Here is a 25,745-nt window from a genome sequence, read left to right on the forward strand (position 1 = left end):
CCATATTTGCCATCCCAAACGGGAATTGCCCTTGGGAGATTAGCTCAGCTGGTTCAGAGCATCTGCCTTACAAGCAGAGGGTCACTGGTTCGAACCCAGTATCTCCCACTTTTATTGCCTTACCCCTCGGGAGATTAGCTCAGCTGGTTCAGAGCATCTGCCTTACAAGCAGAGGGTCACTGGTTCGAACCCAGTATCTCCCACCACTAAAAGGACAGTCGAAATCGACTGTCCTTTTTTGTTTTCCGCAACTTTAGCAGCCGGTGGTAGGCGGCCGCATACCAGTTTCGGGTGCTACTTTTGCCCGCGGGGCTTGAGGCCCGCATCGTCTGTTTCGCCTTTTCTCTGCTGTGTTGATGCTGCTTGAAGTTACTGATGCCTCGTTGGCCCGCCAGTTTCGCGATTTGGCCCCGCGCCTTTACCAGCAGCACCCCAACTGGATTTCGCCACTCGACCACGAGATAGAAGCCGTTTTCGACCTCAAGCGCAATCCCAACTTCGCGCACGGCGAAGCTATCCGCTGGGTGCTGACGAATGAGGCGGGCGAAGTAATTGGCCGAGTGGCAGCCTTCATCAACGGAGCCACCGCCCACACCGACGCCACTTTACCAACGGGCGGCATGGGCTTCTTCGAGTGCATCGACGACCAAGCAGCGGCCAATACGCTGTTCGATGCCTGCCGTACTTGGCTGGCGGCCCGCGGCATGGAAGCCATGGATGGGCCCATCAACTTTGGGGAGCGGGACCGGTATTGGGGCTTGCTGGTTTCGGGGTTCACCGAGCCCAACTACGGCATGTTTTACCACCCGCCGTATTATCAGCAGCTGTTTGAGAACTACGGCTTCGCGGTTTATTTCAAGCAGTATACCTGCTACCGCGAGGTGGCTATGCCGTTGCACACCACCTTCTCCACCGCGGCCGTGCGCTACGCCGAGCAGTACCCCACGTTTCAGTTTCGGCACGCCAGCAAGCGCGACCCGGAAAAGTTGGCCCTTGACTTTCACCACGTCTATAATCTGGCTTGGGCCAACCACAGCGGCGTAGCGGCTATGTCGTTGGAGAAGGCCCGGGAGTTGGTGCGCAAGATGAAGCCGGTCTTGGATGAGCGGCTGCTGTGGTTCGCGTACCACAACGACGAGCCCGTGGCCTTTTTCGTGAGCCTACCCGAGCTGAACCAGATTTTCAAGCACGTCGGCCATAACCTCAATCTGTGGAACAAGCTGCGCTTTCTCTGGCACAAGCGCCGCTACGAGCAACGCCCCGACAAGAAGCTGTTCGGCGTCATTTTCGGGGTGGTGCCGGAGTGGCAGGGCAAGGGCGTGGAAAGCGCCCTGATGGTGCACGCCCGTGCTCAGTTCATGCGCGCCGGCTACACCGATATCGAGATGAACTGGATCGGCGACTTCAACCCGCGGATGCTAGCCATCACGCGCTCCATCGGGGCCCGCATCTACAAAACGCACGTCACCTACCGCTACCTCTTCGACCGAACCCGCCCCTTCGAGCGCAGCCCCATTATTCGGTAGTAAAAGTCAGCTGCCCGGCGAGGAGTGTGCCCTGTCATTGCGAGCAGAGCGAAGCAATCCTTCCTCTACCTGCACCAAGCCCCCTGAAGCGACAAGTATTCTGTTGTTTGTGTGGCAATCAATTGCGAGCACGCTTGTCTTACAAGTAAAGCTCCTGCACACTGAGAGGAAGGATTGCCACGGCTACGCCTCGCAATGACAACAGGCTTACCGTGTGAACTGCTCATGCAGCTTCAATACCTGCGGAATCAGCAAATGTTGGTCGTCGTTGCGAATGAGGTGTTCGGCGCGCTGCATCTTTTCCTCTTCGCTCATCTGCTTACCGATGATGGCTAGCACGTCGTCGAGGGTGCGGTGCGGGTCGCGGCGCAGTACGCGGGCCTGGCGGATTTCAAGGGGCGCGAAAACCGTTATGATTTGGTCGAGCTGGCGGTAGGCGCCCGACTCGTAAAGCAATGCGGCTTCTTTTAGGATGTAGCGGTGGCCTTCGGCGGCTCGCAATGCCACCCACTCCGCGAAGTCGCGGCCCACGGCCGGATGCACTAGTCCGTTCAAACGGGCCAGGTTTTCGGGAGCCGCGAAGGCTACGCGGGTTATATGGCTGCGGTTGATTTGGCCCGCGGCATCGAAGGTTTCTGGGCCGAAGGCGGCCCGCAGCTCGTCGCGCAGTTGTGGGTCATTCACCATCACCCACTTCGCTCGAAAATCAGAGTCATATACCGGCACACCCAGCACCTGAAACAACCGGCATACCACGCTTTTTCCCGAGCCAATGCCGCCCGTAATTCCAATGCTCAGCATGCTTTTTCCAGAGTTAATTGTCTCGTTGGCGTAGTCACGTTTGTATTAGGGTCTGTGGACAGATAAAGTAGCTGTTCAACATAAGACCGTTCCTATGAAACTCACTCCGAAGAAACACGCACGGAGCGGGTAACAACGCGGTGGCCACGGACTACGCGCGGCACCTGGGTGACCACCGGACGCAGGATAGAGTCGGCGCCAAAAGCTTGGCCGTAGTGTAGCTGTACGCGCACCTGAGTTTGGTCTAGACTGGCCGTGTCTTCGGGGAAGCATTGTAGCTGCACCCGCACGGTGGCGGGCCGCAGGCTGTAGCTGTGGCCCGGCGGGAAGCCAGTCAGTTCCGGCACCACAGCCACCGGAATGCTTACCAGCGGACGGGTTTGTAGACTAACTACCACCTCTTGCACATTGGTAGCCACCAGATTAGGACCGCCAATGGGCACGCTCATAACGGGCACTTTCAAGTCGCCTTTGCTGCTGCTGGCCGGGGCTTGGGGTAAATGCACCGGATATGGGCTAGCTAGTGCCTCCACTTGGCGCGCCGGCCCTTTAAACACCACCGAAGGCGGCGCAAAGCGCGCGGCGAAAGGCAGAGCCGAGCCGTCGGCGGCAGGACTCAGGGCCAACGGCAAACGACGACTCACCAACCGGTCGAATGACACCCAGAGCGTATCCGAAATCAGGTAGTTGAACTGCAAGCCCTCCATGGCCGTTTGCAGCGCCGAACGCACGGCCATTCCCGTTACGTAGCGCGTGTTGGGCAGGCCGTAGAGCGTTATTTCCGCGGGCTTCACGTCCAGCATCAACTGCTTGCGGAGCAGCTTCCAGCCGCGGCTCGTTACGTTCACGGTTACTTCCGTGGGCAGCGGCTGCACCGGGATATAGCGGTTGGCGTTGTAGCGCCAGGCTATGGGGTAGGTGATGCGGGTGGTGTAAGTTTTATTGAGGGCGTTCAGCAGCCAGAAGGTGCTAGCAGCCAAAAAACACGCCGTTACGGCCCGCCAATAACTGCGCTCCTGCCCGTAGAACGGGCTGACGAACCAGCGCAGCAACCGGGCAGAACGAGCAAGCGGCATTGGGAAAGAATTAGCAATGGAGAATGAGGAATGAGGAATTATTCGTCAAGCTGTTCTCAGGCTTCGACCAAGCATTCTTCATTCCCCGTTCTTAATTCTTCATTGAGCACTAGCGGGTTTCACTTCGCGGGCAATGGCGGAACGGTCGAATTTCAGCTTGGTGCCCCGATCTACTTCAATGATAACCGATTCCTCGCTGGTATCCACCACCTTACCGTGCAGGCCCCCAATCGTGACCACCGTAGAGCCTTTAACGATGGACTCGCGGAACTTCTTGGCTTCGGCGGCTTTGCGCTGCTGGGGCCGAATCATGAAGAAGTACAGCACCACCGCAATGGCCACCGGAAACAGGTACGATACAAAACTCTCGCCGGCGGGCCGGGCTTGCAGAAGGAGCGTGAGGAACATAGAAAGGGGGATTAAGGGATTAGGTGAGTAGGTGCGGGGCAACGCGGACACAGGGCGTACCCTAATCACCAACTCACTTAATAACGCTACTGCGCCACTGGGCCCTGCGCGCCGTCGGGCAGGATGTTGGCCTTGATGGAAATCTGGGTGATGCTAGGCGAGGTATTCGCTCGCACCGACACCTGCTTGTTCTGGATGCCCGATTTGCCGTGGCTGTCGAATTGCACGTCGATGGTGCCTTTCTCGCCGGGCTTGATGGGCTCCTTGGTCCAGTTGGGCGTGGTGCAGCCGCACGAAGCCTGCGCGTTTTCGATGAGCAGCGGCGTTTTGCCGGTGTTCGTGAAGTTGAACGTGTGCTTTACCACGGAGCCCGGCTTGATGTCGCCGAAGTCATGCTCCGATTCCGCGAAGGCCATCACCGGCGCGTCGGGATTCGGTACTTCCGTCTCCGAGGTCACGTTGGGGTTGTCGACGGTGGGGTTGGCGGCGGCTTCGGTGGCGGCGGCGTTCATGCCTTCGGCACCTACTTCGGCCGTTTTATCGTTGCTGCATGCTCCCGCCAGCAGCGCGCCAGCGAGCAGGAAGGAAGGAAAAAGAGTGCGTTTCATGCGAAAGGAATAAGGAAGTATTGCTGAGGATTCAGCCCGAACCGAAAACCGCTCCAGACCTGGACTGGTTCTCGGCTCGGGCTGAAGCTTAGGCCGCTACGTGCAGATTATTGATGACAGCCTGGGCAAATTCGCTCGTGGAAGCTTTGCCGCCCAAATCGCCGGTGCATTGTTCTTTGTTTTTGAGCGTGGCTTCCAGCGCTTTTTCGATGGTGTCGGCGTAAGTGTGCTCGCCGAGGTGGTGCAGCATCATAAGGGCCGAGCGGAGCAGCGCCGTGGGATTGGCCTTGCCCTGGCCGGCAATATCGGGTGCCGAGCCGTGCACGGCTTCGAAAATGGCCATATCGTCGCCGATGTTGGCGCCAGCTACTACGCCCAGGCCGCCCACGAGGCCAGCGCAGAGGTCCGAAAGAATGTCGCCAAACAAGTTGGTGGTCACTACCACATCGAACTGCTCGGGCTTATTGACAAGCTGCATGCACATGTTGTCGATGATCTTGTCTTCGAACACGATGTGCGGAAACTCGTTGCTGGCTTCTTTGCAGGCGTTGAGCATGAGCGTACCAGCCATTTTCAGGATGTTGGCTTTGTGAGCCAGCGTCACCTTTTTACGGCCGTGGCGGTCGGCGTAGGCGAAGGCGGCGCGGCAGATCTTACGCGAGCCTTCCTTGGTGATGCGGTTGAAGGAGTCGGCGATGCCGAGGCGCTCATCGTACACCTCCAGCCCCGAGTACAGGCCCTCAGTGTTTTCCCGGAACAGCACCAGATCAATGCCTGTGTAGCGCGTCACGATGCCTTCCGTGGTTTTCGACGGACGCACGTTCTGGTAGAGGTCGTACTTCTGGCGCAAGGTCACGTTGATGCTGCGGAAGCCTTTGCCCACGGGCGTCGTGATGGGGCCTTTCAGAGCCACGCGATTTTTCTCCAGCGACGTAAGCAAGGCTTGCGGAATCAGCTCGCCCGACTGGTCGAAGGTGGTTTGGCCGGCGTTCTGTTCTTCCCACTCCACGGGCACCTGCGCGGCCGCGAAAATATCGGTTACAGCTTTTGTAATTTCCGGGCCGATGCCGTCGCCGGGAATGAGAGTGATGAGGTGCATTTCGTTGATTTGCTAATGGAATGATGTGCTGATGTGCTGATTTTTGCGGGTTGCCACCGCGGCGGCCTTTGCCTGTTGGCGGGGCCAGTACGAAGAAGGCCGTCTTCGGCAAAGGTACCCGGTTATAGCCGGTGCTGAAAATGAAAATGTGCTGATGCGCTGGCGGCAGTTTCCTGTCCATCAGCACATCAGCACATCAAAAAATCAGCACATCAAAAAATCAAATACTCTTGCGGGAGTTGATCTGGCTGATGAGCTGGTCTACGTCCCCGAGCAGTTGCTCGGCTTTGCTTTTAGCGTCCTGAATCACGCGCTGGCCTTCGCTCTTAGCCGAGCTAGGGCCGGCGTCGGCGCGGCTCGTCACCAGGTTTTCGGTGAGTTCGGCCAGCGTTTCGCGGTATTTTTCCAGCTTGTAGCTCAGCCAGCTACGAGTCTCGCGGCCCTTTTCGGGCGCGTACAGAAGTCCGACGGCAGCCCCGGCGAGGGCACCGCCCGCGAAGCACAGAATACCGGTAGTGGTTTTGCTACCCATTGGTTGGAAGTAAGTAGTGAGATTAGGTATTAGAAAACCCAAAACACATGCAAGTACGAAGAAATTACGGTGGAGGTGACACCAAGCAGAACGAACAGCCATTCATCTGTCAGCATCCTACTACCTAGTACGCGCTACTGATTGTCGAGCAGGCCCCGGCCCGATTTGCGGATGGCGCCGCTGGCCGTCAGATCCTGCGCCAATTTATCCAGAATCCCGTTCACAAACTGCTTGCTCTTGGGCGTGCTGTAGATTTTGCTGATTTCGATGTACTCGTTGATGGTCACTTTCACGGGAATGCCCCGAAACAAGTGCATCTCGCAAAGCGCCATTTTCAGCAGAATCTTGTCGGTAAGCGCCACGCGCTCCACGTCCCAGTTCTGCACCGATTCGGCAATGAGTTTCTCGTATTTCTCGTCGTCGGCCAGGGTCTGCTTGTAGAGGCTCTCGGCAAACTCCTTATCGTCGGCCCAGTTCGCCGACAACGACATCAGCTCCAGGTTTTCGTCGGCCGCTTCGTCAAGCATCTTCACCGTCTTCACCACCAAATTCTTGACGATGGGGCGGTTTTCTTCCCAGTTCAAATCGTCTTCTTCTATCTGGCGGGGCAGGCTTTCGCCTTTGAAAACGTACGTCTTGTACAGATGCTTGAGCATTTCCTGCTCCTCGACGTAATTGCCCGCGGGAGCCGCCAAGTAGCTCAGCAATTCCGGGTCCTGCTTCATCTCGTTGCGCCACGCGCTTCGCAAAGCTTCCATCTCCTCCTCGCCATGCCACTGCTGCGACCGGCGAATGGTGAGGGCCTGCAACTGCGCATTGCTGATGAGCTTCTGTATGACCGGGTTTTGTTCCAGGCGCGTGGTATCGAGCTGTGGCTCGGCGCTGGCCAGGTGCTTGCGGGCGGCGCGGGCCTTCTCCTCTTCCAGCACTTGCAGCAGCGCCTCCGGGATATTGAGCAGATGGATGTACTGATCGTGAATGCTCTCGGCCGCGTGCACCATCTGCCCCCCGTAAAACGTAGCATCCTTCGCCACAGCTTTCTGGTAGTACTTGATGGCGTCCTGCACGACGTCGAACACGTCCGCATCGTCGCCTTTTTCCGGCTCCTCGCCAGTCTTGTGCCAGTCCTTGAAGACGACTTCGGCTAGTTTGCGCTGGCCCTGCAGCTTACGGCGGTCCTGGGGTTCGGGCGAGGAAAGATCGGGCGCGAAGGCATCCGCAATCCGGTCATTAGCCAACAAGAAATCAGACCCTTCTGCCTGATGGTAGGCGTACAGGGCCTGCATGACCTTAATGCGAAGCGTGCGACGGTTGAGCATTCTATAGAAGTGAGTACAGAGAAGCGAGAAGTGAGACTCTTATCGATTCCAAGTGATTAGGTTGTGTGATCGTTGAGAGACTTTTTCAGTCCGTAAATCATCCGTTGCAATTCTTCCAAGCGACTACACATCTGCTCCGTCACAGAAGCGCTGATGTAGCCAAAAGATTCAGCTAGTAGAAATTGGGTTTCTAGCTCGTATGATGAACCATTGGATATGGAAAGAAAGTGCTGAAACTCTTTAAACGAATCCCGACCCGCTCCTTCCGCCACGTTGGAGGGAATAGATACCGCTGCTCGGCGCATCTGTGAAATCAACCCAAATCGCTCATCATCCGGAAAATCTGCGCAGCTTACATATGTCAGCCGCGCAATTTCCATAGCCTTCTGCCAGACTTTAAGCTCTCTAAACCGGTGTTTCATGTTAGGCGGATGCGAGATAAGAGAAGTGAGTCCTTTGTTCGATGAGGTATCGATTATTTGAAGTGAAGAAAAGTCTCACCTCTCACTTCTCCTATCTCACATCTGCTAATAAGTTGATTTTACTTTGCCGAGGGCGGCGATACGCTCTTCGGCTTGCCGGATGGCGGCGGCTTGTGGGTGGCTGTGCTCTTGCTCAGCCTTGTTGAGCACCTGGGTGGTGAAATCGTAGATTTTCTCGGTTTGGGTGAGGGCCGTCTGGCGGCTGCCTCCTACCACTTCCGAGTACACGTTGATGAGGCCACCAGCGTTGATGAGGAAATCTGGGGCGTACACGATGCCGCGGTCCACGAGAGCGGGGCCGTGGATGTTTTCGTCCTTGAGTTGATTGTTGGCGCAGCCGGCTATGACTTGGCACCGCAGGCGGGCAATGGTGTCGTCGTTGATGGTGGCACCCAGCGCGCAAGGCGAGTAAATGTCCACATCCTGGTCGTAGATTTCTTCGAGGCCCACGGCGCGGGCACCGAAGCGGGCCGCCGCTTCCAGAGCCCGGTCTTCGTAATAGTCGGTCAGGACCAACTGAGCGCCTTCTTTTTGCAGATGTTCTAGTAGGTAAGTGCCCACGTGGCCCACGCCCTGCACCGCCACGCGCTTGCCAGTCAGCGAGTCGGAGCCGAAGGCTTTTTTGGCGGCGGCTTTCATGCCCATGTAGGTGCCATAAGCGGTTACTGGCGACGGGTCGCCGCTGCCGCCCATGCTTTCGGGCAGGCCAGCCACGTGCGAGGTTTCCATCCGGATGTACTCCATGTCCTTGGTGGTCATGTTCACATCTTCGGCCGTGATGTACTTGCCGTTGAGGTTCTTCACGAAACGGCCGAACTTCCGCAGCAGCGCTTCGGTCTTCATCGTCTTGGCGTCGCCAATGATGACGGCCTTGCCCCCACCCAGATTGAGGCCCGAAATGGCGGCCTTGTAGGTCATGCCGCGCGAGAGACGCAGCACGTCGTTCAGGGCTTCCATATCGGAAGCGTAGTGCCACATGCGCGTACCGCCCAGGGCCGGGCCTAGCACCGTGTTATGGATGCCAATAATGGCGCGCAGACCCGTTTCGTGGTCGTGGCAGAACACTACTTGCTCGTGCTCGTGTTCGGCAATCTGACCAAAGACCGACGTGTCGGTCATTTCCTGGAATTCAACCATGTTGTGGGAAAAAGAAGGTGGGCGGGAATTGGGGAAAGAAAAAGAGCGGAGTTGGGTGTTGTATCTTTGAAGGCCCTGATGGGAAGCGGCGCTTCGCATTCATTGAACGTCTTTGCTTGGCTGAACGGTTGGATGAATGCGGAATTATACTTCGCGGTAGGCCCTCAATTCGGGTGCAAAAGTAACCCAATTTCCGGTTACGGCTATCGGTTGCGCTACCTTCGTGAGGAGTTCGCCGTAGGTAAGCCAACCATTATCTCTTGCTGCTGTGCGCGCACTTTCCGCTACCAATAAATACCTCTTCCGCTATAAATGGCACTTCCTCGGCGGGGTGCTATTCGTGGCGCTCAGCACCTTGCTGGCCATCTTCCCGGCCCAAATCGTGCGCTACGCCTTCGACCTTGTGAGTGAGGGCATCGACCTCTATCATTTGTTTGCGGGCACCAAGGCGCAGAGCAGCGTGTACACGCTATTTGGGCGCAATGTGCTGCTCTATGGTACGCTCATCATTGTGCTGGCGCTGCTGCGCGGGGTGTTTTTGTTTTTCATGCGTCAGACGCTCATCGTGATGAGCCGGCACGTAGAAAACGACCAGAAAAACGAAATCTACCAGCACTACCAGTCGCTGCCGCTGGCGTTCTACCGCCGCCACAGCACCGGCGACCTTATGTCGCGCATTTCCGAGGACGTGGGGCGGGTGCGCATGTACATTGGGCCGGCGCTGATGTACTTCATGCAGCTCGTGATTCTGTTCGTGCTCATCGTGCCGCTCATGCTCATGGTGAATGTGCGGCTGACGCTCTACACGCTGCTGCCGCTGCCCGTCCTGAGCGTGAGCATTTTCTACGTAAACACCCTGATCGAACGTAAATCCGACGAAATTCAACGCTCTCTAGCGGCCATGACGACTTTCGTGCAGGAAGCTTTTTCGGGCATTCGGGTGCTGAAGTCGTTCGTGCGGGAGCAGGACTCGCACCGGCAGTTTTCCTTGGCTTCGGATGAGTACCGGCAGAAGTCGTTGAGTCTGAACTTCGTGAATTCGTTGTTTTTTCCGCTGATTCTGTTTCTGGTGGGTCTGAGCACCATCGTTACAGTGTGGCTCGGCGGGCAGGAAGTTATCCGCGGCACCATCACGACGGGCAGCATCGCGGAGTTTCTGATTTACGTGAACCTGCTCACTTGGCCCGTTACAGCGCTGGGCTGGACCAGCAGCCTCGTGCAACGCGCCGAAGCTTCGCAGGCCCGCATCAATGAGTTTCTGGACCAGAAGACGGACATCGTTTCGCAACAAAATGTAGAGCACGAAATCCAGGGCGACATTGTCTTCGACCACGTTTCGTTCACCTATCCCGATACCGGCATCCAAGCCCTGCGTGACGTGAGCTTCCGCATCCGGCCGGGCCAAACCCTGGCCGTCATTGGCAACACGGGTTCCGGTAAAAGCACCGTGGCGGTGCTTTTGTGCCGCCTTTTCGACGTGAGCGAGGGCGCCATCAAAATAGACAACGTAGACGTGCGCGACTTCGCTTTAACTTCTTTGCGGGAGCAAATTGGCTACGTACCGCAGGACGTATTCCTGTTCTCCGACACCATCCGCAACAACATCAACTTCGGCCTCGACCAGCCCGACGAGCAGCGCATGCTCCAAGCCGCCAAAGACGCCAACGTGTACGAGAACATCATCCGCTTCCCCGAAGGCTTCGACACCAAAGTAGGCGAGCGGGGCATCACGTTGTCGGGAGGTCAGAAGCAGCGCGTGAGCATTGCGCGGGCCCTGGTAAAAGAACCCCGTATCCTGATTCTGGATGATTCGCTCTCGGCCGTGGATACCAACACCGAAAACGCCATCCTGAGCAGCTTGCAGCGCATCATGCACAACCGCACCAGCCTCATTATCTCGCACCGCGTATCCTCCGTAAAGCTCGCCGACGAAATCCTAGTCCTCGACGACGGCCAAATAGTACAGCACGGCACCCACGACGCGCTGATGCAAGACGCGGACGGCCTGTACCGGGCGCTCTACGAGCGGCAGCTGCAAAGCGAGGAGGTATAGTAGCACAGAAGGAAGTAGGGGCAGCGGCTACGGAGTCTCCGGCTGATAATAGCGTTTGCGCGAGTCGGACACGATGCGCCAGTGAGCAAGCATTTCCATATTGATTTTTGTCTCCTCGGGAGTGCGCACTAGGTTCCATTGTAGCACGGGGCACTCAGGGCTGAGGCGTACAACGGTCGCCGGGGAAGCTGCCAGTTCCGTCAGACTGCGCCGCTCGCAGGCATTTTTACCCCCGTTGGGCTTGTCGGCCACCGTTAGCCCCACCATGAACAAGGCCACGGCGGATGTGTACCAGTGCTGAGGGCGGCCACGCAGCACAAGAAGCAGATACAGCGAAGAGGCCGCGTAGAAATACATTAATATCAGCAAGATGGGTTGCACCGTGTCGCGGCGCAGAATATAAGGGCGATAACTACGGTAACCACCCAGCGGTAGGAGCAGCATATAGGCCACCGAAAAAATGCCAATCCAGTTTAGCACTCGCAGCAGTTGGTCAGCTGTCGGCCCCGGCCGGAACCGGCGCAGGATGTACCGATTTAGCAACACCATTACCAGTAGCAGCGGCAAGCCCAGCTTGGGCGTAAGTTGGTAATAAATGCCCTGTGGCAGCCGCAGGTAACGCTCGGCTACCGACAGCGACGACCATTCGTTTTCAGTGTTGTAGCGCCCCACGGCCAGCGAGTACAAGCACAGGGCCCCAATCAGCAAGAAAAACGGAAGCACCCCACCCGGCAGCGTAGCCAGGGCAGCGCGCACCCGAGCAGCAACGGTCTGGTTTAGGGCTTGCTGCCAGCCGTGCCACAGGCCCCAACCTATCACCAACGTGCACACCACCAGCACTACGCCTGGTACTAGCGGCCCATTGAATGCCAGTACCACCGCCAATGCGACCAGCAGCAACCCTCTTCCCCCGCCCAACCGCACGGCTTGCTTCGTCCATAGCGCCCGATAAAACGGCAGAAAAAACAGCAGCAGCAGTCCTGAAGGCAAGGCGTAGAACACGGTGTAGGTGATAGACCAGTCAATCAAACCTATCTGCATGCTGTAGCCACTGACGTGAAACAGTGGTGCCAGCAGCGCCAGCGCCGCTAGAGTGCGTCGCCAGTTGCCACCCGCTGGGACCACTACGTAGGCGGCCAGCGTACCGAGTAGCAACAGTTGCACCAGCGTTTTGAGCAAAGCGCAGGCTAGATAGACGCTGTCGATGGGGGCAGCGAATCGTTGTAGCAGTAAGGGTACGTGCAGGAAGTAGCTAGATAGAGTAGCGTGAGCGAAAAAACGGTTCGGGGCCGCATAATGCTCGCCGCGCCAAGTACCGATGCCAAATGGGTCCGTTAGCACCCGGCGGTAGTTGTCATCAGGCAAAACAATGCGGGCCAAGTCGCCTTCGAGAGGCTCTTGCACGTGCTGCAAGAAACTGTAGCTAGTATCCAGCAGTACAAACAGCCCCAGCAGCAACGTAAGCAGCCACGTGGGTCGAATAAATCGAGTCATAAATAAAAGAGTCTGGTATAGATTAACCGTGGTCAAAGCTAGCCAGACCGCCCGAAAGCCAAAGCGCGAACTTGAAAATCAGTCCTGCCTTGGCCCCTACCCTTCCAGTAGCATTTCCGCCGCTCGCTTCCCTACGCCCGCGCCTAGCGCCACGCCCATGCCGTTGCAGCGCAACGCTCCGAACACACCCGGCGCTAGCGGCTGCACTATGGGCTCCAACTCGGCGCCAAAGGCCATAACGCCACTCCACCGATAGTCAATATGCACTGAGCGGCCGGGCAGAATGACTTCACGCAACAACTGCTCTAGGTGCTGCTGTACCAGTGGCGTCAGGCCTGGTTCGGTGGTGGCTTCGGCTTCGAAATCCAGGTTCCGGCCGCCGCCAAGTAGAATGCGGCCGTCTATCTGCCGGAAATAGGTGTAGCCTTTGTCGTAATGAAAGGTGCCGGGCAGCCGCAGGTCAGCTATGGGTTCCGTTACAAGCACTTGGCCGCGGCCAGGTTGCGCATCAAGATTGGGGAAGAACTGCCGGCTGAAAGCATTGGTAGCTAGTAGCACCTGCTCCGCCTCCACTTCACCGAGCGCCGTACGGATGTGCACTGGAGCCGCACCTGGCTCCAGCGCCAGCGCGGCGCAACCGTGTAGCACCGTGACGCCTGCCTGCCAGACCCGGCGTAGTAAGGCATCCATCATTCGGCCGGTGTGTAACGCACCTTCCGCCGTGTTTTCGAGCATCACGTTTACGCCCGCGAAGCCGGTGGCAGGTAGCTGCGGGCTGGCATCACGAAAGATTTCCGCACGCCCTATAACAGGCGCTAATAAGTTGTTGTAGTACTCAATAGCCGCACGGCACTGCGCAGCCAGGGCGGCTTCTTCCGGCCGGAACAGTTCGTAGCCCCCCACGGGCTCGAAGCGGAGCACCTCATCGCCGAGTAGGCTGCGTAGCTCGGCCAAGCCTTCCCAACGGGCCTGTACCACTTGCAGAAGCGCTGCCGTGCCACCTCGTGCCTCTTGTTCCAGCAGCTCCGAAATACTCCCGAAACAGGCGAAACCAGCGTTTTTAGTGCTGGCCCCGTTGGGTAGCACGTCTCGTTCCAGCACCAGCACGCGCGCCTTGGGCCGGAGTCGCCGCGTGTGCAGCGCTGCCGTCAGGCCCACTAGTCCCGCTCCAATAATTACTACGTCGAAGCCTCGCAGAAATGTCTGGTGTTCCCAGTAGGAAAGCTGAGCCATACGCATCCTGAAAAGTAAAGAATAGGCAGCTGCTTAGTCGATTGTAAGCTAACCAAGAAGCACGAAAAAGCCCGTTGGCAAACACCAAACGGGCTTTCTACAAACTGATGAAGCGTTGCCTTATTGGCCAACCATTACGCGCTTTATGCCCCGCCGCTCGCCGGAAGTGCACTGCACGATATAAGCGCCGGGCGGCAGTTGGCTCACGTCGAGAATAGCTACGTCGTTGCTGCTGATAAGGTCGCGGGTGATGACCGGCCGGCCTTCAGGGTCGTTGACCTCGACCCGCGTGGGGCCAGCGGCATCGGTGCGCACGGTCAGGCGCTTGGTGATGGGGTTGGACTCGGCCCGTACTTTAATGGGACCAGTGTTGGTAACGGGCTGCACCATTTTATCTGTAACCAGGGCAGGCGGCGCCGGAGCTGTTTCCTTCGCAGTAGCAGGTTTCGCGGCCGGGGCTGCGGGCTTTGCGCCAACTGGTTTTTTAGCCGCCGTGGCCGGAACTTTCGCAGCAGGAGCTTTTGCGGCTGGCTTGGGAGCAGGCTTAGTTTGCGCTCGAACGGGTGCGGACAGCATTAACGCTACTGCCAAGCAAACGAGGGTAAGTAGTAATTTCATACGCACGCCTAACGTAAGAGTGAGCAATCTGGTATTTTGGTAAAGATAGCCAACATTCACTTTGGCTTATCAATTTAAAGTTAATATCTTGATTATCAATACCAAACAAAAATATACTCTTCGATATTTCCTATGCTCGCAGTTACATATTACCTCACGCTGCACGTGCGTGCGGCCTGCGTATTGCATTCGAGCAGCGAGGAATTTATGGTTTGAGCCAGCAGCTTTAGCGGGAAGCAGTAAACGTAATTTGCTTTTGTTTGGATGCCGCCTTAGTCAAAAAATTGCGGGATCAAGTGGCTACCACCCGGGTTTTGGGTGGCGCTAAGCAGAAAGTGAGTAAGTTCGACGGCTCACAAATCCATTTTCACCTTTTCCGCAATGGCTGCACAATCACTGACCGGACTGCGTGCCGGTGTCCTGCACGGCGACGAAGTTCAATCTCTTTTCCAGTATGCCAAGGCGCATTCTTTCGCGCTACCGGCCGTCAACGTGACGGGGACCAACACGGTAAACGCCGTGCTCGAAACGGCCCGCGAGGTCAATTCGCCAGTAATCATTCAGTTTTCCAATGGCGGGGCGCAGTTCTTCGCAGGCAAAACAGCTTCGAACACCGACCAGCGCGCTAGCATAGCCGGCGCCATTTCTGGTGCGCAACACGTGCACACCATGGCCGAGCTGTACGAGGTACCCGTGATCCTGCACACCGACCACGCCGCCAAGAAATTACTGCCCTGGATTGATGGTCTGCTGGCCGCCGGCGAGAAGCATTACGCCCAGTATGGTCAGCCCCTCTACAGCTCCCACATGCTCGACTTGTCGGAGGAGCCGATTGAAGAGAACATTGAGATTTGCAAGCGCTATTTGGAGCGCATGAGCAAAATAGGCATGACCCTGGAAATTGAACTGGGCGTGACTGGTGGCGAGGAAGACGGCGTCGATAATTCCGACGTGGACAGCGCCAAGCTTTACACGCAGCCTTCGGAAGTGGCGTTTGCCTACAAAGAGCTGAGCGAGGTAAGCCCACGCTTTACGGTGGCGGCGGCGTTCGGCAACGTGCACGGCGTGTACAAGCCCGGCAACGTGAAGCTGCAACCCAAGATTCTGAAAAACTCTCAGCAGTACGTGCAGGAGCATTTCCAGACTGGCCCGCAGCCCATCGATTTCGTGTTTCACGGGGGTTCAGGATCCAGCCAGGAAGAAATCCGAGAGGCTATCAGCTACGGTGCCATCAAGATGAACATTGACACGGACCTGCAATGGGCTTTCTGGGAAGGCATCAAGGACTACTACGTGAAGAACGAAGCCTACCTGCAAGGCCAAATCGGTAACCCTAGCGGTGCCGATTCGCCCAACAAGAAGTACTACGACCCGCGCGTGTGGCTGCGCGAAGGCGAAAAAACCTTTGTGGCTCGTTTGAAACAGGCATTTGAAGACCTCAACGCCCTGAATCGCCGTCCTTAAATTTTTGGGTAAAGCTGCGTCAGGCAACTTCACGTTCGAGTTGAAATGGGAATGTGGCGTGGCGTTGAGTCATGTCACATTTCTTTTTTCAGCGAATAGCCAGGTGGCATTTCGTTTTCGGAGACGCCCGCTAAGCGGCAGGTTGTAAGGCTGATTGCCCGTTCAACAAGGCCCTTGCTCGTATCCTGATAGCATGGTTAGGGTCGGAGAAACGGAAATTTTCTTGGGTATAAGTTGCGCGGCTACAGGATTCGGGTTTACCTTTGTCACTCAATTCTCTCGGGGTGTAGCGTAGCCTGGTATCGCGCCAGCATGGGGTGCTGGAGGTCGTAGGTTCGAATCCTGCCACTCCGACTGAAGAGTTTTTGCTCGAAAAGCCTCTGGGAACCCCACCCGGAGGCTTTTTTCGGCAACAACAATTGAATACAGCCTTGCGCATAGGCCGCGCAGGGAATTTACCTTCGGGGTGTAGCGCAGCCCGGTAGCGCGCGTCGTTCGGGACGACGAGGCCGTAGGTTCGAATCCTGCCACCCCGACATCTATTCAAAAGCCCAAAGGCCCGTCGAACGACTGTTCGGCGGGCCTTTGGGCTTTTAAGCACGGAGTTGAATTAGCGCACGATGCTTACGCGGGTGGAAGCGGTAGTGAAGGTTTTGCCAGCGGCTGGTACCGTTATGTGCACCACGTACACTCCAGCAGTCAAGCCGGTTAAATCCAGCTGGCGCTGCTGCACGCCAGCTGCTTGCGGCAGCATAGCGAAACGCTGTACGGAACGGCCTAGCGCATCGATCACCGTAATGAACACGGGGCCGGCCAAAGGCTGCACGTAGCGCACATTCACCGCGCTTAAAGCAGGATTAGGATAGGCTTGCAGACCTAGCGCCAGCGCCTTGGCCTCCGCGTTGCGCAAGGGCGTGCCGGCCTCATCGGCGCCGATGTAGGGAGCAGTGCGGCTGCGGGCCGCGCCATCAATATCGAGGCTTACCGCAGCGAGAGGCTCGCCGGCTAGCTCCCGGTCACCGACCGACGCACCGGCCAGGTGCAAATCAGCGCTGGCTTCGTTCACGAAGGCCACGGCTTTGCTCACTGATCGGGTGTCGGTGTTGGTATTCGTGCGCCATTCGGCCAGTGTTACGGACGTGACACGGGTACCGCCTAGCTCGCGGCCGGTTTGCCCAATGGCCCCGTTGGTGCCGGGGGCAAGTAGCACGTTGGTGGTGCTGGTCAGGTTGCCGCGGGCTGTATTACCATCAACGATGGCAAACGCGCCCTGGGTAGTTACACTGGTGCTCAACCGATTGATGATGATATTATTGCGCAGCTCGGCTGGAAATGGGCCCGTGCTGCCGCCACTCAGGTAGAAGCCAGCGGAGCTATAGGCCACTGGCGCGGGAGCCGCCGGCAACACAATGCTGTTGTGGAAAGCCTGCGTAAGACCGCCGCCACCCGTCTGTTTGAACAGCCAGATACCGAGGGCGTAGATGGTATTATCGGTGGCGCCGGGAGTGAAATCTACGCGGGAAATACCTCCTATGAAATTGTTGGAAACCTTCAGCGTATCGCCTAGTATTACGCTGCCGCGGATGCCTTGTGCCAAGGAATTGCCCTGCCCCGCGTAGCGGATGTAGCCGATACGGTTGCCTTCAATGCGGCCACTCGCGTTGTCGAGGCTGATGCCGGACGCGTTGGTAGGGAGAATGGGGTTGGAGTTGCGAATCAACACGCTATCAATGCGGTTGTTGAGCAGGCGCAGGCTCCGTTGCGCGGCGGCCGAAATGCCCGCTGCCGAGCCGCTGGCACCATCAACGCCAATAAATGTGCGCCCGCCTAGCACGCAGCCGCGCACTTCGTTACCGCGGTCGGGAAACGTAGGCTCTCCGTTAAGATTGGCGCGGCCGGCTAGTCGAATGGCAGTGGCTGTTTTGTCTACTTGTACGTTTAGAATGCGGTTGAAATTGTTGGCCCCACTAGCCGCAGTAGCCGCCGACACGATTTGTACGCCCCGGCTGCTCGTGGCCGCGGCGGGAGCCGTTCCGCCGCCCAAACGCACCGAGCAGTTGCTCACCGTAACGTAGGTGCTACCCTTGGTGGCGGTTCCCGTAATGGAATAACCAATTTCCACTTGGTTGGCCGTGGTAGTGCCGCCGTCGGCCACATTCAGGGAGTCGAGAGTGATATAGTCGCAAGCGGTGATGGTAACGGCGGCATCGGTGGTGGCACTGGTGCCTACGGGCCGGAGCGTAACCACCCCGCCACGTCCCACAAACCGCACCGGATTGGCCGCCGATGAACCTGAGAGCGTGGTCAGCGCAATACTTTCGGCGTAGGTGCCGGGGCGCACCGCCACCGTCACTCCACCGGCTCCTACACCGCGGCTTTGCAGATCGGTTACGGCGGCCGTCAAAGTTGGATACGTTGGGCTGGCCCCGCCTACCGTGACGGTTCCGGTTAGAGCTTGGGCCTGGGTGCCGAGGCTAGCCAATAGCAAGCCGCAGCAGAGAGTAAAGCGTTTATCCATAGCGGAGCAAAGGGTGTGAAGAAGGTTTGTTGAAAATGACTACGGTAGGGCAAGCAGTGTTGCTTTTGATTGAATACTGATTCTGAATCAGCCTACAACACTGATTAGAATTTGGCCTATTGAGGTCTAATGTAAGATTCTTCCATTAAACTCAATACAGCGTTTGAGCACTACTGTCTCTACTGACAAGAGCAAGCGCTTGTCTCGTATAGCGAACCTAGTAGCCCGATGACTATATGTCGGATGCCTCTTAGCGTCAGTACGATAAAATGCGTCTGACTGAACACAAACAGAGGGCTCAGACCAATGGTCTGAGCCCTCTGTTTGTATGGAGCATAAGTATCTTCTCGGAACAAGAAGCCTCTACTTCACTACCGCAAACACCTCCACTGGGCCGGTAGTAGGAAACTTCTCCAGGTACACATTCTGCAACGTGAGATTCTCTTGGTTGGCGTAGTCTTTCACACCAGAATATAGTTTGTCCGGGGCGACGAGGTAGCTGGCTTCGATGCGCGCGTGCAGCACGCGCTGACCCGCGGCAAAGGTGCGGTAACGGTAGCCCGCCGGTAGTTGCTGCGAGACTGTATCCTCAACGACGAGACCCACGAAAACCTTGGCGGCGGTGCTGGAAGAAGCGGGGTCATTGTAGAAGACATTGCCGAAAGTGCCGCGCAGTTTACCGGAAGTTCGGATTTCATAGGCTTGACGGGTAAGGTCGCCGAAGGCTTCACTATTACCCGGACCTTCAAAGTAGCGCCCCGCCAGGAAGATGGGTTGGCTGGTAGTTTCGAGGGTGATATCCGCCTTTTTGAAACCGCCGAGATAGTAGTATGCCGCCCCAGCAGCCACAATCAAGAATAAGGAAAGCAGCAGGAAAATTCTGTTCATAAGCATGCGGCGCGTCGGAAGCGCCCGGCAGTGAATGGTAATTAGCGTGTGGCGTGTTTGCCTGATTGACTGGCCGGCAACTGCTCGTTGCTACGGCACAAGCAGCGTGCTTATTACGTGAGGACGTCTTTGTACTGCATCTGGTAGAGCTGCTGGTAGAAGCCGCCTTGGCGCAGTAATTCCTCGTGGCGGCCGGCTTCCTTGATTTCGCCCCGGTCGAGCACGATGATACGGTCGGCTTTCTGGATGGTGCTGAGGCGGTGGGCGATGACGAGCGAGGTGCGCCCGTGCATCAGCTTTTCAATGGCTTCCTGAATCAATTCCTCGGTTTCGGAGTCGACGGAAGAAGTGGCTTCGTCTAGAATGATGATGGCGGGCTGGTACACCATGGCGCGCACGAAGCTGATGAGCTGGCGCTGGCCCACGGAAAGCGTGGCGCCGCGTTCCATCACGGGGTAGTCGAGGGCGCCCGGCAGCCGCTCGATGAAACGGCGGGCCCCGACGAGGTCAGCTGCTTCCCAGATCTGGGCGTCGGTGATGTCGGCGTGGCCCAGCGTAATATTGTCGCGGATGGTGCCAGCGAAGAGAAACACATCCTGGAGCACCACGCCAATGTGACGGCGCAGCACGCTCAGGTCATATTCCGCTAGGTCGTGGCCGTCTACGCGGATGTGGCCGCGGTTGATGTCGTAGAAGCGGCTGAGCAGGTTGATGATGCTGGTTTTGCCGGCGCCGGTAGCGCCCACGAAAGCCACGGTTTGGCCGGGCTGGATGCTGAAACTGATGTCGCGTAGCACCCATTCTTCCTCGTTGTAAGCAAACCACACGTTCTCAAATTCCACTTCGCCGCGCAAGGTGGCCGGGGCCAGCGTGCCGTTGTTGGGCACGAACTCCTGGCTGTCGAGCAATTTGAGTAGGCGCTCCGTGCTCACGAGGCCCAGCTGCAAGGTGTTGAAACGGTCGGCAATCTGCCGAATGGGCCGGAAGAACAAGGCATTGTACAAGATAAAGGCGATGAGCGCGCCCTTGGAAATGGTGCCTTCAATCTGCCCCTGCGCGGCGTACCACACCAGCAGCCCTACGCCCACGGCGGCCAATACTTCAGCTACCGGGAAGTAAACCGAATAGTAGAGCACCGACCGAATATTGGCGCGGGTGTGCTCCTGATTCAGGGCCTGAAACTTGCGGTATTCGCGCTGCTCGTTGTTAAAAATCTGCACCACGTTCATGCCCGTCAGGTGCTCCTGGACGAAGGCGTTGAGGTTGGCCACCGCCGTGCGCACTTCCTGAAACGACTTCTTCACCTTCTCCTTGAACACGTAGGTGCTGAAGAGCAGCGGCGGAATCACCGACAGACTCACGAGCGTCAGCCGCCAGTCAATCCAGAACATAAAGGCCATGATGAAGACGATCTGCAAAATGTCGCCGATCATTGCCGCCAGTCCTTCACTGAACACATCCGACAGGGTTTCTACGTCAGAAATGTTACGCGTCACGAGTACCCCAATAGGAGTGCGGTCGAAGAAGCGGAGGCGCAGGTTGAGAATGTGCTTGTAGAGGTCAACGCGGATGTCGCGCACGATGTACTGGCCGAGCCAGCCGCCGAAATAAGTTTGCAGGTAGCTCACAAAAGCGTGGGCTACCAACAGTATCAGGAGAATGCCGAATCCGCGGTTCAGTCCTTCCCAGTCGTTTTCCTCAATCGTGACATCGACCATGCGCTGAATGAGGAAGGGCCGTAGAGTGCCCAATATGGCCGTAGCGACAGTTAGGAACACGAGCAGCCAGAAGACGCGCCGGTACGGACGCACATAGACCATCAGCCGGCGCAGCACCTGCCAATCGAAGATGTTGCCGGATTTGGTGGGAGAAGCAGTAGTTGGGTCCAAAGTGCAGGGTGGGTTGAGATGTAGTAACCGGACGTAGCGGCGCGAAGTTGCGTTCAGCCCAAGAGTAACACTCGGTTCCTACTTACGTGGTGCGCAGCGCCCGGCCAGTTCGCTTAACCGGACTTTTGGGCTGCGGGCTAATAGTTCGCCACAACGCGATAAACGGGAGGTTGGCGTCACGTCGTGGAGCCCACAAAGTACGGTAAACCAGGTGGCACCAGTTCGGCGGGTACTACGTCGGGCGTGTATTCTACGCGGCTCAGGTAGAGGCCCTGCGCCGGCGCTGCGCCGCTGGCATCGACGCGGTTCTGGGCGTGCAAGATGCTTTGAAACTGCGCGGGCGTGAGTTTGTCTCGTCCCACCGCCAGCAACGTGCCGACCACCAGCCGTACCATGCCACGCACGAAACGGTTGGCCCGAATACGGAATACCAGCCCGCCAGGCATTTCGTGCCAGCCGGCCTCGTACACCACGCACACATAATGGTTTTCGCCGCCCTTCACCTTGGAAAATGCCGTGAAGTCGCGCGAGCCAAGCAGATAGCCCGCCGCCTCGTTCATGGCGTCCAGGTTCGGCTCCCGGTCCAGGTACAAGGCACGGCCCACGCTGAACGGGTCGGGCACGCGGCGCACGTAGTATTCGTAGGTGCGGGCATCGGCCGAGAAACGGGCGTGGGCATTTTCCGGCACGGGGTGCAGGGCGTAGGCTGCAATGTCGGGTGGCAGGGCGCGGTTGAGACGATACAGTGCCGTATCCAGGTCCAGCGCCTCGGGCATTTCGGCTTCGAAGTGCGCTACTTGGTGGCTCGCGTGCACACCTGTATCGGTGCGGCCACTGCCCAGCGAAAACACCGGCTGGCGTAGTATCTGCGTCAGGCACCGGTCCAGCTCCTGCTGCACGGTGAGCGTGTTGGGCTGCACTTGCCAGCCGTGGTAGCGGGTGCCATCGTAGGCGAGATGAAGAAAGTAGCGCACTGCGGGAAAGCTGATTATCGAATTTTTTTAAGCGTTAAATGCAGCTTGTGCGGCGGGTTTTACCTAGAAGTAGAATGGCTGGCTGCCACTCTTACTTTTATCATTCAGCATGTCACCTAACCAGTGCATACAGCAGGCTGTCAACTGTTTGGTTGTCCTTCGTCACGCTTTTGCGCAACCGGCCTTCCAGTTGATAGCCCGCTTTTTCGAGTACCCGTGCGGAAGCTAGGTTGTACTCGAACACAAAGGCGAATAGGCGGCATAGCGCAAAGTGTTTCAGCGCATAATTCGAAAGGGTCTTTACCGCCTCCGTCACAATGCCACGTCCCCAATAAGCTTGGCCCAACCAATAGCCAATCTCGGCGCTGCGTCGGTTTACATCATCCTGAAAAATAACGACGATGCTGCCGGCCGCCTCGCCGTCCACTTCAATACATAAGTGCAGGTTATGGCGCCCTTCATTGTCTATGAAGCGAACATACCACTCAGCTTCTTCCAACGGGTAAGGGTGTGGAAATTGGTCGCGCAGGTTCAGCCAGATGTTACGGTCATTGGCGTGCCGGGCTACCGCAGGCGCGTCGGCGGGTGTAAATGGACGCAGGTGCGCACCTTCTACTGGCAGCAACAGGCTCGGCCTCAACAAGGTGTCCATATTCTAAAGCAGCGCTAGACCGCCAACAAGCAGATGCGCAAGTAGCCTTCGTTCATTACAGCCGCTCGTAAATCACGGCGGCTCCCTGCCCTACTCCTACGCACATCGTCGCGAGACCGTAGCGCACGTTTTCGCGGCGCTGCATTTCATGGAGCAGCGTGGCAGTGATGCGCGAGCCGCTAGCCCCGAGCGGGTGCCCGATGGCAATGGAGCCCCCATTCACGTTCACGATGTCGGGGTTGAGGTTCAGGTCGCGGATGCAGGCAATACTCTGCACGGCAAAAGCTTCGTTCAGCTCAATCAGTCCGATATCCTGCAACGTGAGGCCGGCGCGTTGCAGCACCTTGTGCGTGGCGGGTACGGGCCCTAGGCCCATGTAAGCCGGATCTACACCCGCTACGGCCGAAGCCACCACCCGGGCCAGGGGCTTCAGGTTGTACCGTTTCAGCGCTTCCTCACTCACTACAATGGCCCCAGCCGCGCCATCATTGATGCCGGCCGAGTTGCCGGCCGTTACGGTGCCATCTACGGGCTGAAAGGCAGGCCGAATAGTAGCTAACTTCTCCATGCTGCTCAGGCGCGGCGGCTCATCAGTATCAAACAAGGCCGCGGCTCCTTTCGGATTGGCCACGAACACCGGCACGATTTCCTTGCGGAACCGGCCCTTCTCAGCGGCCCGGTGGTAACGCCGCTGCGATTCAAAGGCAAACTCATCCTGCTCGGTGCGCGTGATGCCGTACTTGCGGGCCACATTCTCGGCCGTTTCACCCATCGCGTACGGGTGGTGCATCTTCGACAGTTTCGGATTAGTGAAGCGCCAGCCCAGCGTGGTGTCGTGGGCCGTCAGTTCGCGGCCGAAGGCGGTTTCCGATTTAGCCATCACGAACGGCGCCCGGGTCATGCTTTCGGCCCCACCCGCCAGGTAGATGTCTCCTTCGCCGGCCTTGATAGCGCGGGCCGCATCCATGATGCTTTGCAGCCCGGAGGCGCAGAGCCGGTTCACGGTTATGCCCGGCACCGTGATGGGCAGGCCGGCCAGCAGCGCGGCCATACGGGCCACGTTGCGGTTGTCCTCGCCGGCCTGGTTGGCGGCTCCAATAATGACATCTTCCACCGCGTTTTTATCGAGAGAAGGGTTGCGGCGCAGCAGCTCGCGCAGGATGTGCGCGGCCAGGTCGTCGGGGCGGACGCTGCTCAGGGCTCCGGCAAATTTGGCTATTGGAGTCCGGACGGCGTCAACTATATAAGCAGTGGGCATTGTCGTGTGAATGCGGTTATTCCAGCCGTTGTTGGCTACTTTTGCCAGCTCGTTGCGTAAGGCAAACGGCCTAAACTGACAAAACACAAAGATGATACAAAGAATCCAAAGCGTATTCCTGCTCCTGCTAGCGCTGAGTATGATTGCCGTTATTTTCTTGCCTCTCTGGCACAAAGTCGACCCTATCACTGGCCAGGAGCTGACCATGACGGCCACTAGTTTTGCTTACAACAAGTCCGGCACCGGCCTCACGCCGCCCGGTCCGGTATGGCTGATTGCGGCTTTCGCGGCAGCTTCGGCGGCCGTGGCGCTGTTCGAGATTTTCCAGTTTCGCAACCGGTTCACGCAGCTGCGGTTAGGCATTCTCAACCTGCTGCTGATCTTGTGCACCATCGGGTCGGGCTTCTACTTCTCCACGCTCGGCGAGCAAGCCCTCAACGTAAAAATGCTCGGCTCCTACCAGGCTGGCTTCTATCTGCCCACCTTGGCGCTGCTGCTCAACCTACTAGCCAACCGCTTCATCCGTCGCGACGAGCAGCTGGTGCGCAGCATGGACCGCCTACGCTAGCCGAAATCCTCGCTGCCTGGCACAGGGCTAGTTGACACTAAAAAAGGCCACTGCACGCGTGCAGTGGCCTTTTTGCTTTTTAACGTTCTTTCAGAAAATAGCAGCGATTCTGCCAGTCGAGCAGCAGTTCACCATACTGCTTCCCATGATGCCAAGCTTAGTTTCTCTGCGCTGGAGAGCCGAGGGCTTGCTGCACGTCCCGGATGCTGGAGTCGAAGCTGAAAGCATCGTACACTTGGTAGAAGTTCTGCGGATCGGCGACGTGCGGATGGGCGAACTTGGCGAGTTCCACCTTGGAACTTTCAAAGTCGAGTTGCTGCAACACGCGCTTCAAATCCGCCGCGCTAATGGCCGACTGGCCCAAAGCCTCTTTGGCAATACCAAGCTTGCTGCTATCAAGTGATTTGGCATCTACGGCCCGCACTAGTGCATCCACGTCTTGTGGGGCCATAGTCCGGTTGTAGCTGACGCCCCCGCCGGGGTAATAGCCGCCGTTGTCATTGTTATACCCGCCATTATCATATCCACCTTGGCTCTGTGGCCCGGTTGGCGCCTGGTTACCATAAGCGTCGTCATAGTCGTCGTTGTTGTCGCCCCGGTAGCCACCTTGGGAATTGCCGTAGTAGCCGCTATTGGGGTTGCCACCATAGTAACCACCAGACCGATAGCCGCCGCGCATCGGAACCGCGGCTATTTTACGCAATTCTGGCGCACACCCGGGCCGAGTCAGCAGCACGAAACTAGTTTCCAGGCCAGGGTCGAGAAACACGCGGGTGCGGTAGTTGATAGAGCGGCCGTAGCCCACCGGAATCATAAACTCGGCCCAGTGTACACCCGGCGCAATTCGGTTGATGTGCACTTGGCGGGCGCCGCCGCGCGTGAGCGGACGACCATCAAACCGCAGATTGAAAGGAACTCCGCGCTCTGAGGTGAAATTAACGTTGGCTGGAGCGGCCTGAAGATGTGCTGCGGCCAGCAAGAACAGACCGAAGCAAAGGAGTAGCGCCTTTTTCATGGCAGTAGCAAATTACACAGGAGCCCTTCTGCCCCTGCATTCATGCATAAGCCAAGGATTGTGCCATTTCTTTTGTAAGCCGGCAGGCAGCAACGTAGCGCGGAAATCTGTTCCGCGCACGAGTGAAGCGAGT

General features: G+C 57.5%; 23 protein-coding genes and 4 tRNA genes. 8 read left to right on the forward strand and 19 right to left on the reverse strand.

Annotated features, from left to right (window positions below; all coding sequences use genetic code 11):
- Positions 1-33: 33 nt before the first annotated feature.
- From ACYSMN_RS06515 to ACYSMN_RS06525, 3 genes are all read left to right on the forward strand, one after another.
- Positions 34-108 (forward strand) — tRNA-Val (locus ACYSMN_RS06515).
- 20 nt (positions 109-128) lie between these two features.
- A tRNA-Val gene (locus ACYSMN_RS06520) sits at positions 129-206 on the forward strand.
- Positions 207-356: 150 nt separating this feature from the next.
- Entirely contained in the window at positions 357-1,526 is a 1,170-nt protein-coding gene (locus ACYSMN_RS06525; protein WP_488923048.1) for a GNAT family N-acetyltransferase, read from the forward strand.
- A gap of 207 nt (positions 1,527-1,733) precedes the next feature.
- On the opposite strand, the gene coaE is transcribed toward ACYSMN_RS06525, so the two are convergent.
- The 9 genes from coaE to ACYSMN_RS06570 all read right to left on the reverse strand — a co-directional run bounded on the left by coaE (position 1,734) and on the right by ACYSMN_RS06570 (position 8,988).
- Positions 1,734-2,327, reverse strand: coding sequence for a dephospho-CoA kinase (gene coaE, locus ACYSMN_RS06530; protein ID WP_488923049.1), 594 nt, complete (start codon positions 2,325-2,327; stop codon positions 1,734-1,736).
- Between the two features lie 101 nt (positions 2,328-2,428).
- On the reverse strand, positions 2,429-3,403 hold the full coding sequence (locus tag ACYSMN_RS06535) for a hypothetical protein (RefSeq protein ID WP_488923050.1): 975 nt from the start codon (positions 3,401-3,403) through the stop codon (positions 2,429-2,431).
- A 99-nt stretch (positions 3,404-3,502) separates the two neighbouring features.
- Entirely contained in the window at positions 3,503-3,811 is a 309-nt protein-coding gene (yajC, locus tag ACYSMN_RS06540) for a preprotein translocase subunit YajC (RefSeq protein WP_488923051.1), read from the reverse strand.
- 86 nt (positions 3,812-3,897) lie between these two features.
- Positions 3,898-4,419 (reverse strand): DUF1573 domain-containing protein, encoded by a 522-nt coding sequence (locus ACYSMN_RS06545; protein WP_488923052.1) that lies wholly within the window; start codon positions 4,417-4,419, stop codon positions 3,898-3,900.
- A gap of 88 nt (positions 4,420-4,507) precedes the next feature.
- Positions 4,508-5,518: an isocitrate/isopropylmalate dehydrogenase family protein gene (locus tag ACYSMN_RS06550; RefSeq protein ID WP_488923053.1), complete on the reverse strand. Its 1,011-nt coding sequence runs from the start codon at positions 5,516-5,518 to the stop codon at positions 4,508-4,510.
- 220 nt (positions 5,519-5,738) lie between these two features.
- A complete protein-coding gene (locus ACYSMN_RS06555) occupies positions 5,739-6,050 on the reverse strand; it encodes a YtxH domain-containing protein (protein ID WP_488923054.1) in 312 nt (103 codons plus the stop codon).
- A 134-nt stretch (positions 6,051-6,184) separates the two neighbouring features.
- The gene (gene nusB, locus ACYSMN_RS06560) at positions 6,185-7,369 is read right to left on the reverse strand and encodes a transcription antitermination factor NusB (RefSeq protein WP_488923055.1); all 1,185 of its coding nucleotides are present in this window, start codon (positions 7,367-7,369) and stop codon (positions 6,185-6,187) included.
- A gap of 56 nt (positions 7,370-7,425) precedes the next feature.
- Positions 7,426-7,791, reverse strand: coding sequence for a four helix bundle protein (locus tag ACYSMN_RS06565; protein ID WP_488923056.1), 366 nt, complete (start codon positions 7,789-7,791; stop codon positions 7,426-7,428).
- 105 nt (positions 7,792-7,896) lie between these two features.
- Positions 7,897-8,988, reverse strand: a complete 1,092-nt coding sequence (locus ACYSMN_RS06570) for a Glu/Leu/Phe/Val dehydrogenase dimerization domain-containing protein (protein ID WP_488923057.1) — start codon at positions 8,986-8,988, stop codon at positions 7,897-7,899.
- Positions 8,989-9,256: 268 nt separating this feature from the next.
- On the opposite strand from ACYSMN_RS06570, the gene ACYSMN_RS06575 reads away from it, so the two are divergent.
- Complete coding sequence (locus ACYSMN_RS06575) at positions 9,257-11,041, forward strand: ABC transporter ATP-binding protein (protein WP_488923058.1); 1,785 nt, start codon at positions 9,257-9,259, stop codon at positions 11,039-11,041.
- A gap of 27 nt (positions 11,042-11,068) precedes the next feature.
- Here the strand turns inward: ACYSMN_RS06575 and ACYSMN_RS06580 are convergent, their stop codons facing one another.
- The 3 genes from ACYSMN_RS06580 to ACYSMN_RS06590 all read right to left on the reverse strand — a co-directional run bounded on the left by ACYSMN_RS06580 (position 11,069) and on the right by ACYSMN_RS06590 (position 14,158).
- Positions 11,069-12,535, reverse strand: coding sequence for a hypothetical protein (locus ACYSMN_RS06580; protein WP_488923059.1), 1,467 nt, complete (start codon positions 12,533-12,535; stop codon positions 11,069-11,071).
- A gap of 96 nt (positions 12,536-12,631) precedes the next feature.
- A complete protein-coding gene (locus tag ACYSMN_RS06585) occupies positions 12,632-13,768 on the reverse strand; it encodes an NAD(P)/FAD-dependent oxidoreductase (protein WP_488923060.1) in 1,137 nt (378 codons plus the stop codon).
- 120 nt (positions 13,769-13,888) lie between these two features.
- Positions 13,889-14,158 (reverse strand): T9SS type A sorting domain-containing protein, encoded by a 270-nt coding sequence (locus tag ACYSMN_RS06590; protein ID WP_488923061.1) that lies wholly within the window; start codon positions 14,156-14,158, stop codon positions 13,889-13,891.
- Positions 14,159-14,767: 609 nt separating this feature from the next.
- On the opposite strand from ACYSMN_RS06590, the gene fbaA reads away from it, so the two are divergent.
- The 3 genes from fbaA to ACYSMN_RS06605 all read left to right on the forward strand — a co-directional run bounded on the left by fbaA (position 14,768) and on the right by ACYSMN_RS06605 (position 16,386).
- The gene (fbaA, locus tag ACYSMN_RS06595; protein ID WP_488923062.1) at positions 14,768-15,850 is read left to right on the forward strand and encodes a class II fructose-bisphosphate aldolase; all 1,083 of its coding nucleotides are present in this window, start codon (positions 14,768-14,770) and stop codon (positions 15,848-15,850) included.
- 280 nt (positions 15,851-16,130) lie between these two features.
- Positions 16,131-16,204: transfer RNA gene (locus tag ACYSMN_RS06600), tRNA-Pro, on the forward strand.
- A 108-nt stretch (positions 16,205-16,312) separates the two neighbouring features.
- Positions 16,313-16,386, forward strand: a tRNA-Pro gene (locus tag ACYSMN_RS06605).
- 74 nt (positions 16,387-16,460) lie between these two features.
- Here ACYSMN_RS06605 and ACYSMN_RS06610 read toward each other — a convergent pair.
- The 6 genes from ACYSMN_RS06610 to ACYSMN_RS06635 all read right to left on the reverse strand — a co-directional run bounded on the left by ACYSMN_RS06610 (position 16,461) and on the right by ACYSMN_RS06635 (position 24,029).
- Positions 16,461-18,368 carry a T9SS type A sorting domain-containing protein gene (locus ACYSMN_RS06610; protein WP_488923063.1) on the reverse strand — a complete coding sequence of 636 codons (1,908 nt, stop codon included), beginning with the start codon at positions 18,366-18,368 and terminating at the stop codon, positions 16,461-16,463.
- 363 nt (positions 18,369-18,731) lie between these two features.
- Positions 18,732-19,256, reverse strand: a complete 525-nt coding sequence (locus tag ACYSMN_RS06615) for a hypothetical protein (protein WP_488923064.1) — start codon at positions 19,254-19,256, stop codon at positions 18,732-18,734.
- A 113-nt stretch (positions 19,257-19,369) separates the two neighbouring features.
- Positions 19,370-21,076, reverse strand: coding sequence for an ABC transporter ATP-binding protein (locus ACYSMN_RS06620; protein ID WP_488923188.1), 1,707 nt, complete (start codon positions 21,074-21,076; stop codon positions 19,370-19,372).
- A 245-nt stretch (positions 21,077-21,321) separates the two neighbouring features.
- Positions 21,322-22,119: a tRNA pseudouridine(38-40) synthase TruA gene (truA, locus tag ACYSMN_RS06625; protein WP_488923065.1), complete on the reverse strand. Its 798-nt coding sequence runs from the start codon at positions 22,117-22,119 to the stop codon at positions 21,322-21,324.
- A gap of 112 nt (positions 22,120-22,231) precedes the next feature.
- Complete coding sequence (locus ACYSMN_RS06630; protein ID WP_488923066.1) at positions 22,232-22,771, reverse strand: GNAT family N-acetyltransferase; 540 nt, start codon at positions 22,769-22,771, stop codon at positions 22,232-22,234.
- 55 nt (positions 22,772-22,826) lie between these two features.
- Complete coding sequence (locus ACYSMN_RS06635; RefSeq protein WP_488923067.1) at positions 22,827-24,029, reverse strand: thiolase family protein; 1,203 nt, start codon at positions 24,027-24,029, stop codon at positions 22,827-22,829.
- Positions 24,030-24,120: 91 nt separating this feature from the next.
- On the opposite strand from ACYSMN_RS06635, the gene ACYSMN_RS06640 reads away from it, so the two are divergent.
- Positions 24,121-24,597, forward strand: coding sequence for a DUF4293 domain-containing protein (locus ACYSMN_RS06640; RefSeq protein WP_488923068.1), 477 nt, complete (start codon positions 24,121-24,123; stop codon positions 24,595-24,597).
- 157 nt (positions 24,598-24,754) lie between these two features.
- Here ACYSMN_RS06640 and ACYSMN_RS06645 read toward each other — a convergent pair whose 3' ends face one another.
- On the reverse strand, positions 24,755-25,612 hold the full coding sequence (locus tag ACYSMN_RS06645; RefSeq protein ID WP_488923069.1) for a proline and serine-rich protein 1 family protein: 858 nt from the start codon (positions 25,610-25,612) through the stop codon (positions 24,755-24,757).
- Between the last annotated feature and the right edge of the window lie 133 nt (positions 25,613-25,745).

It is taken from the genome of Hymenobacter sp. M1-2 (assembly GCF_057808495.1).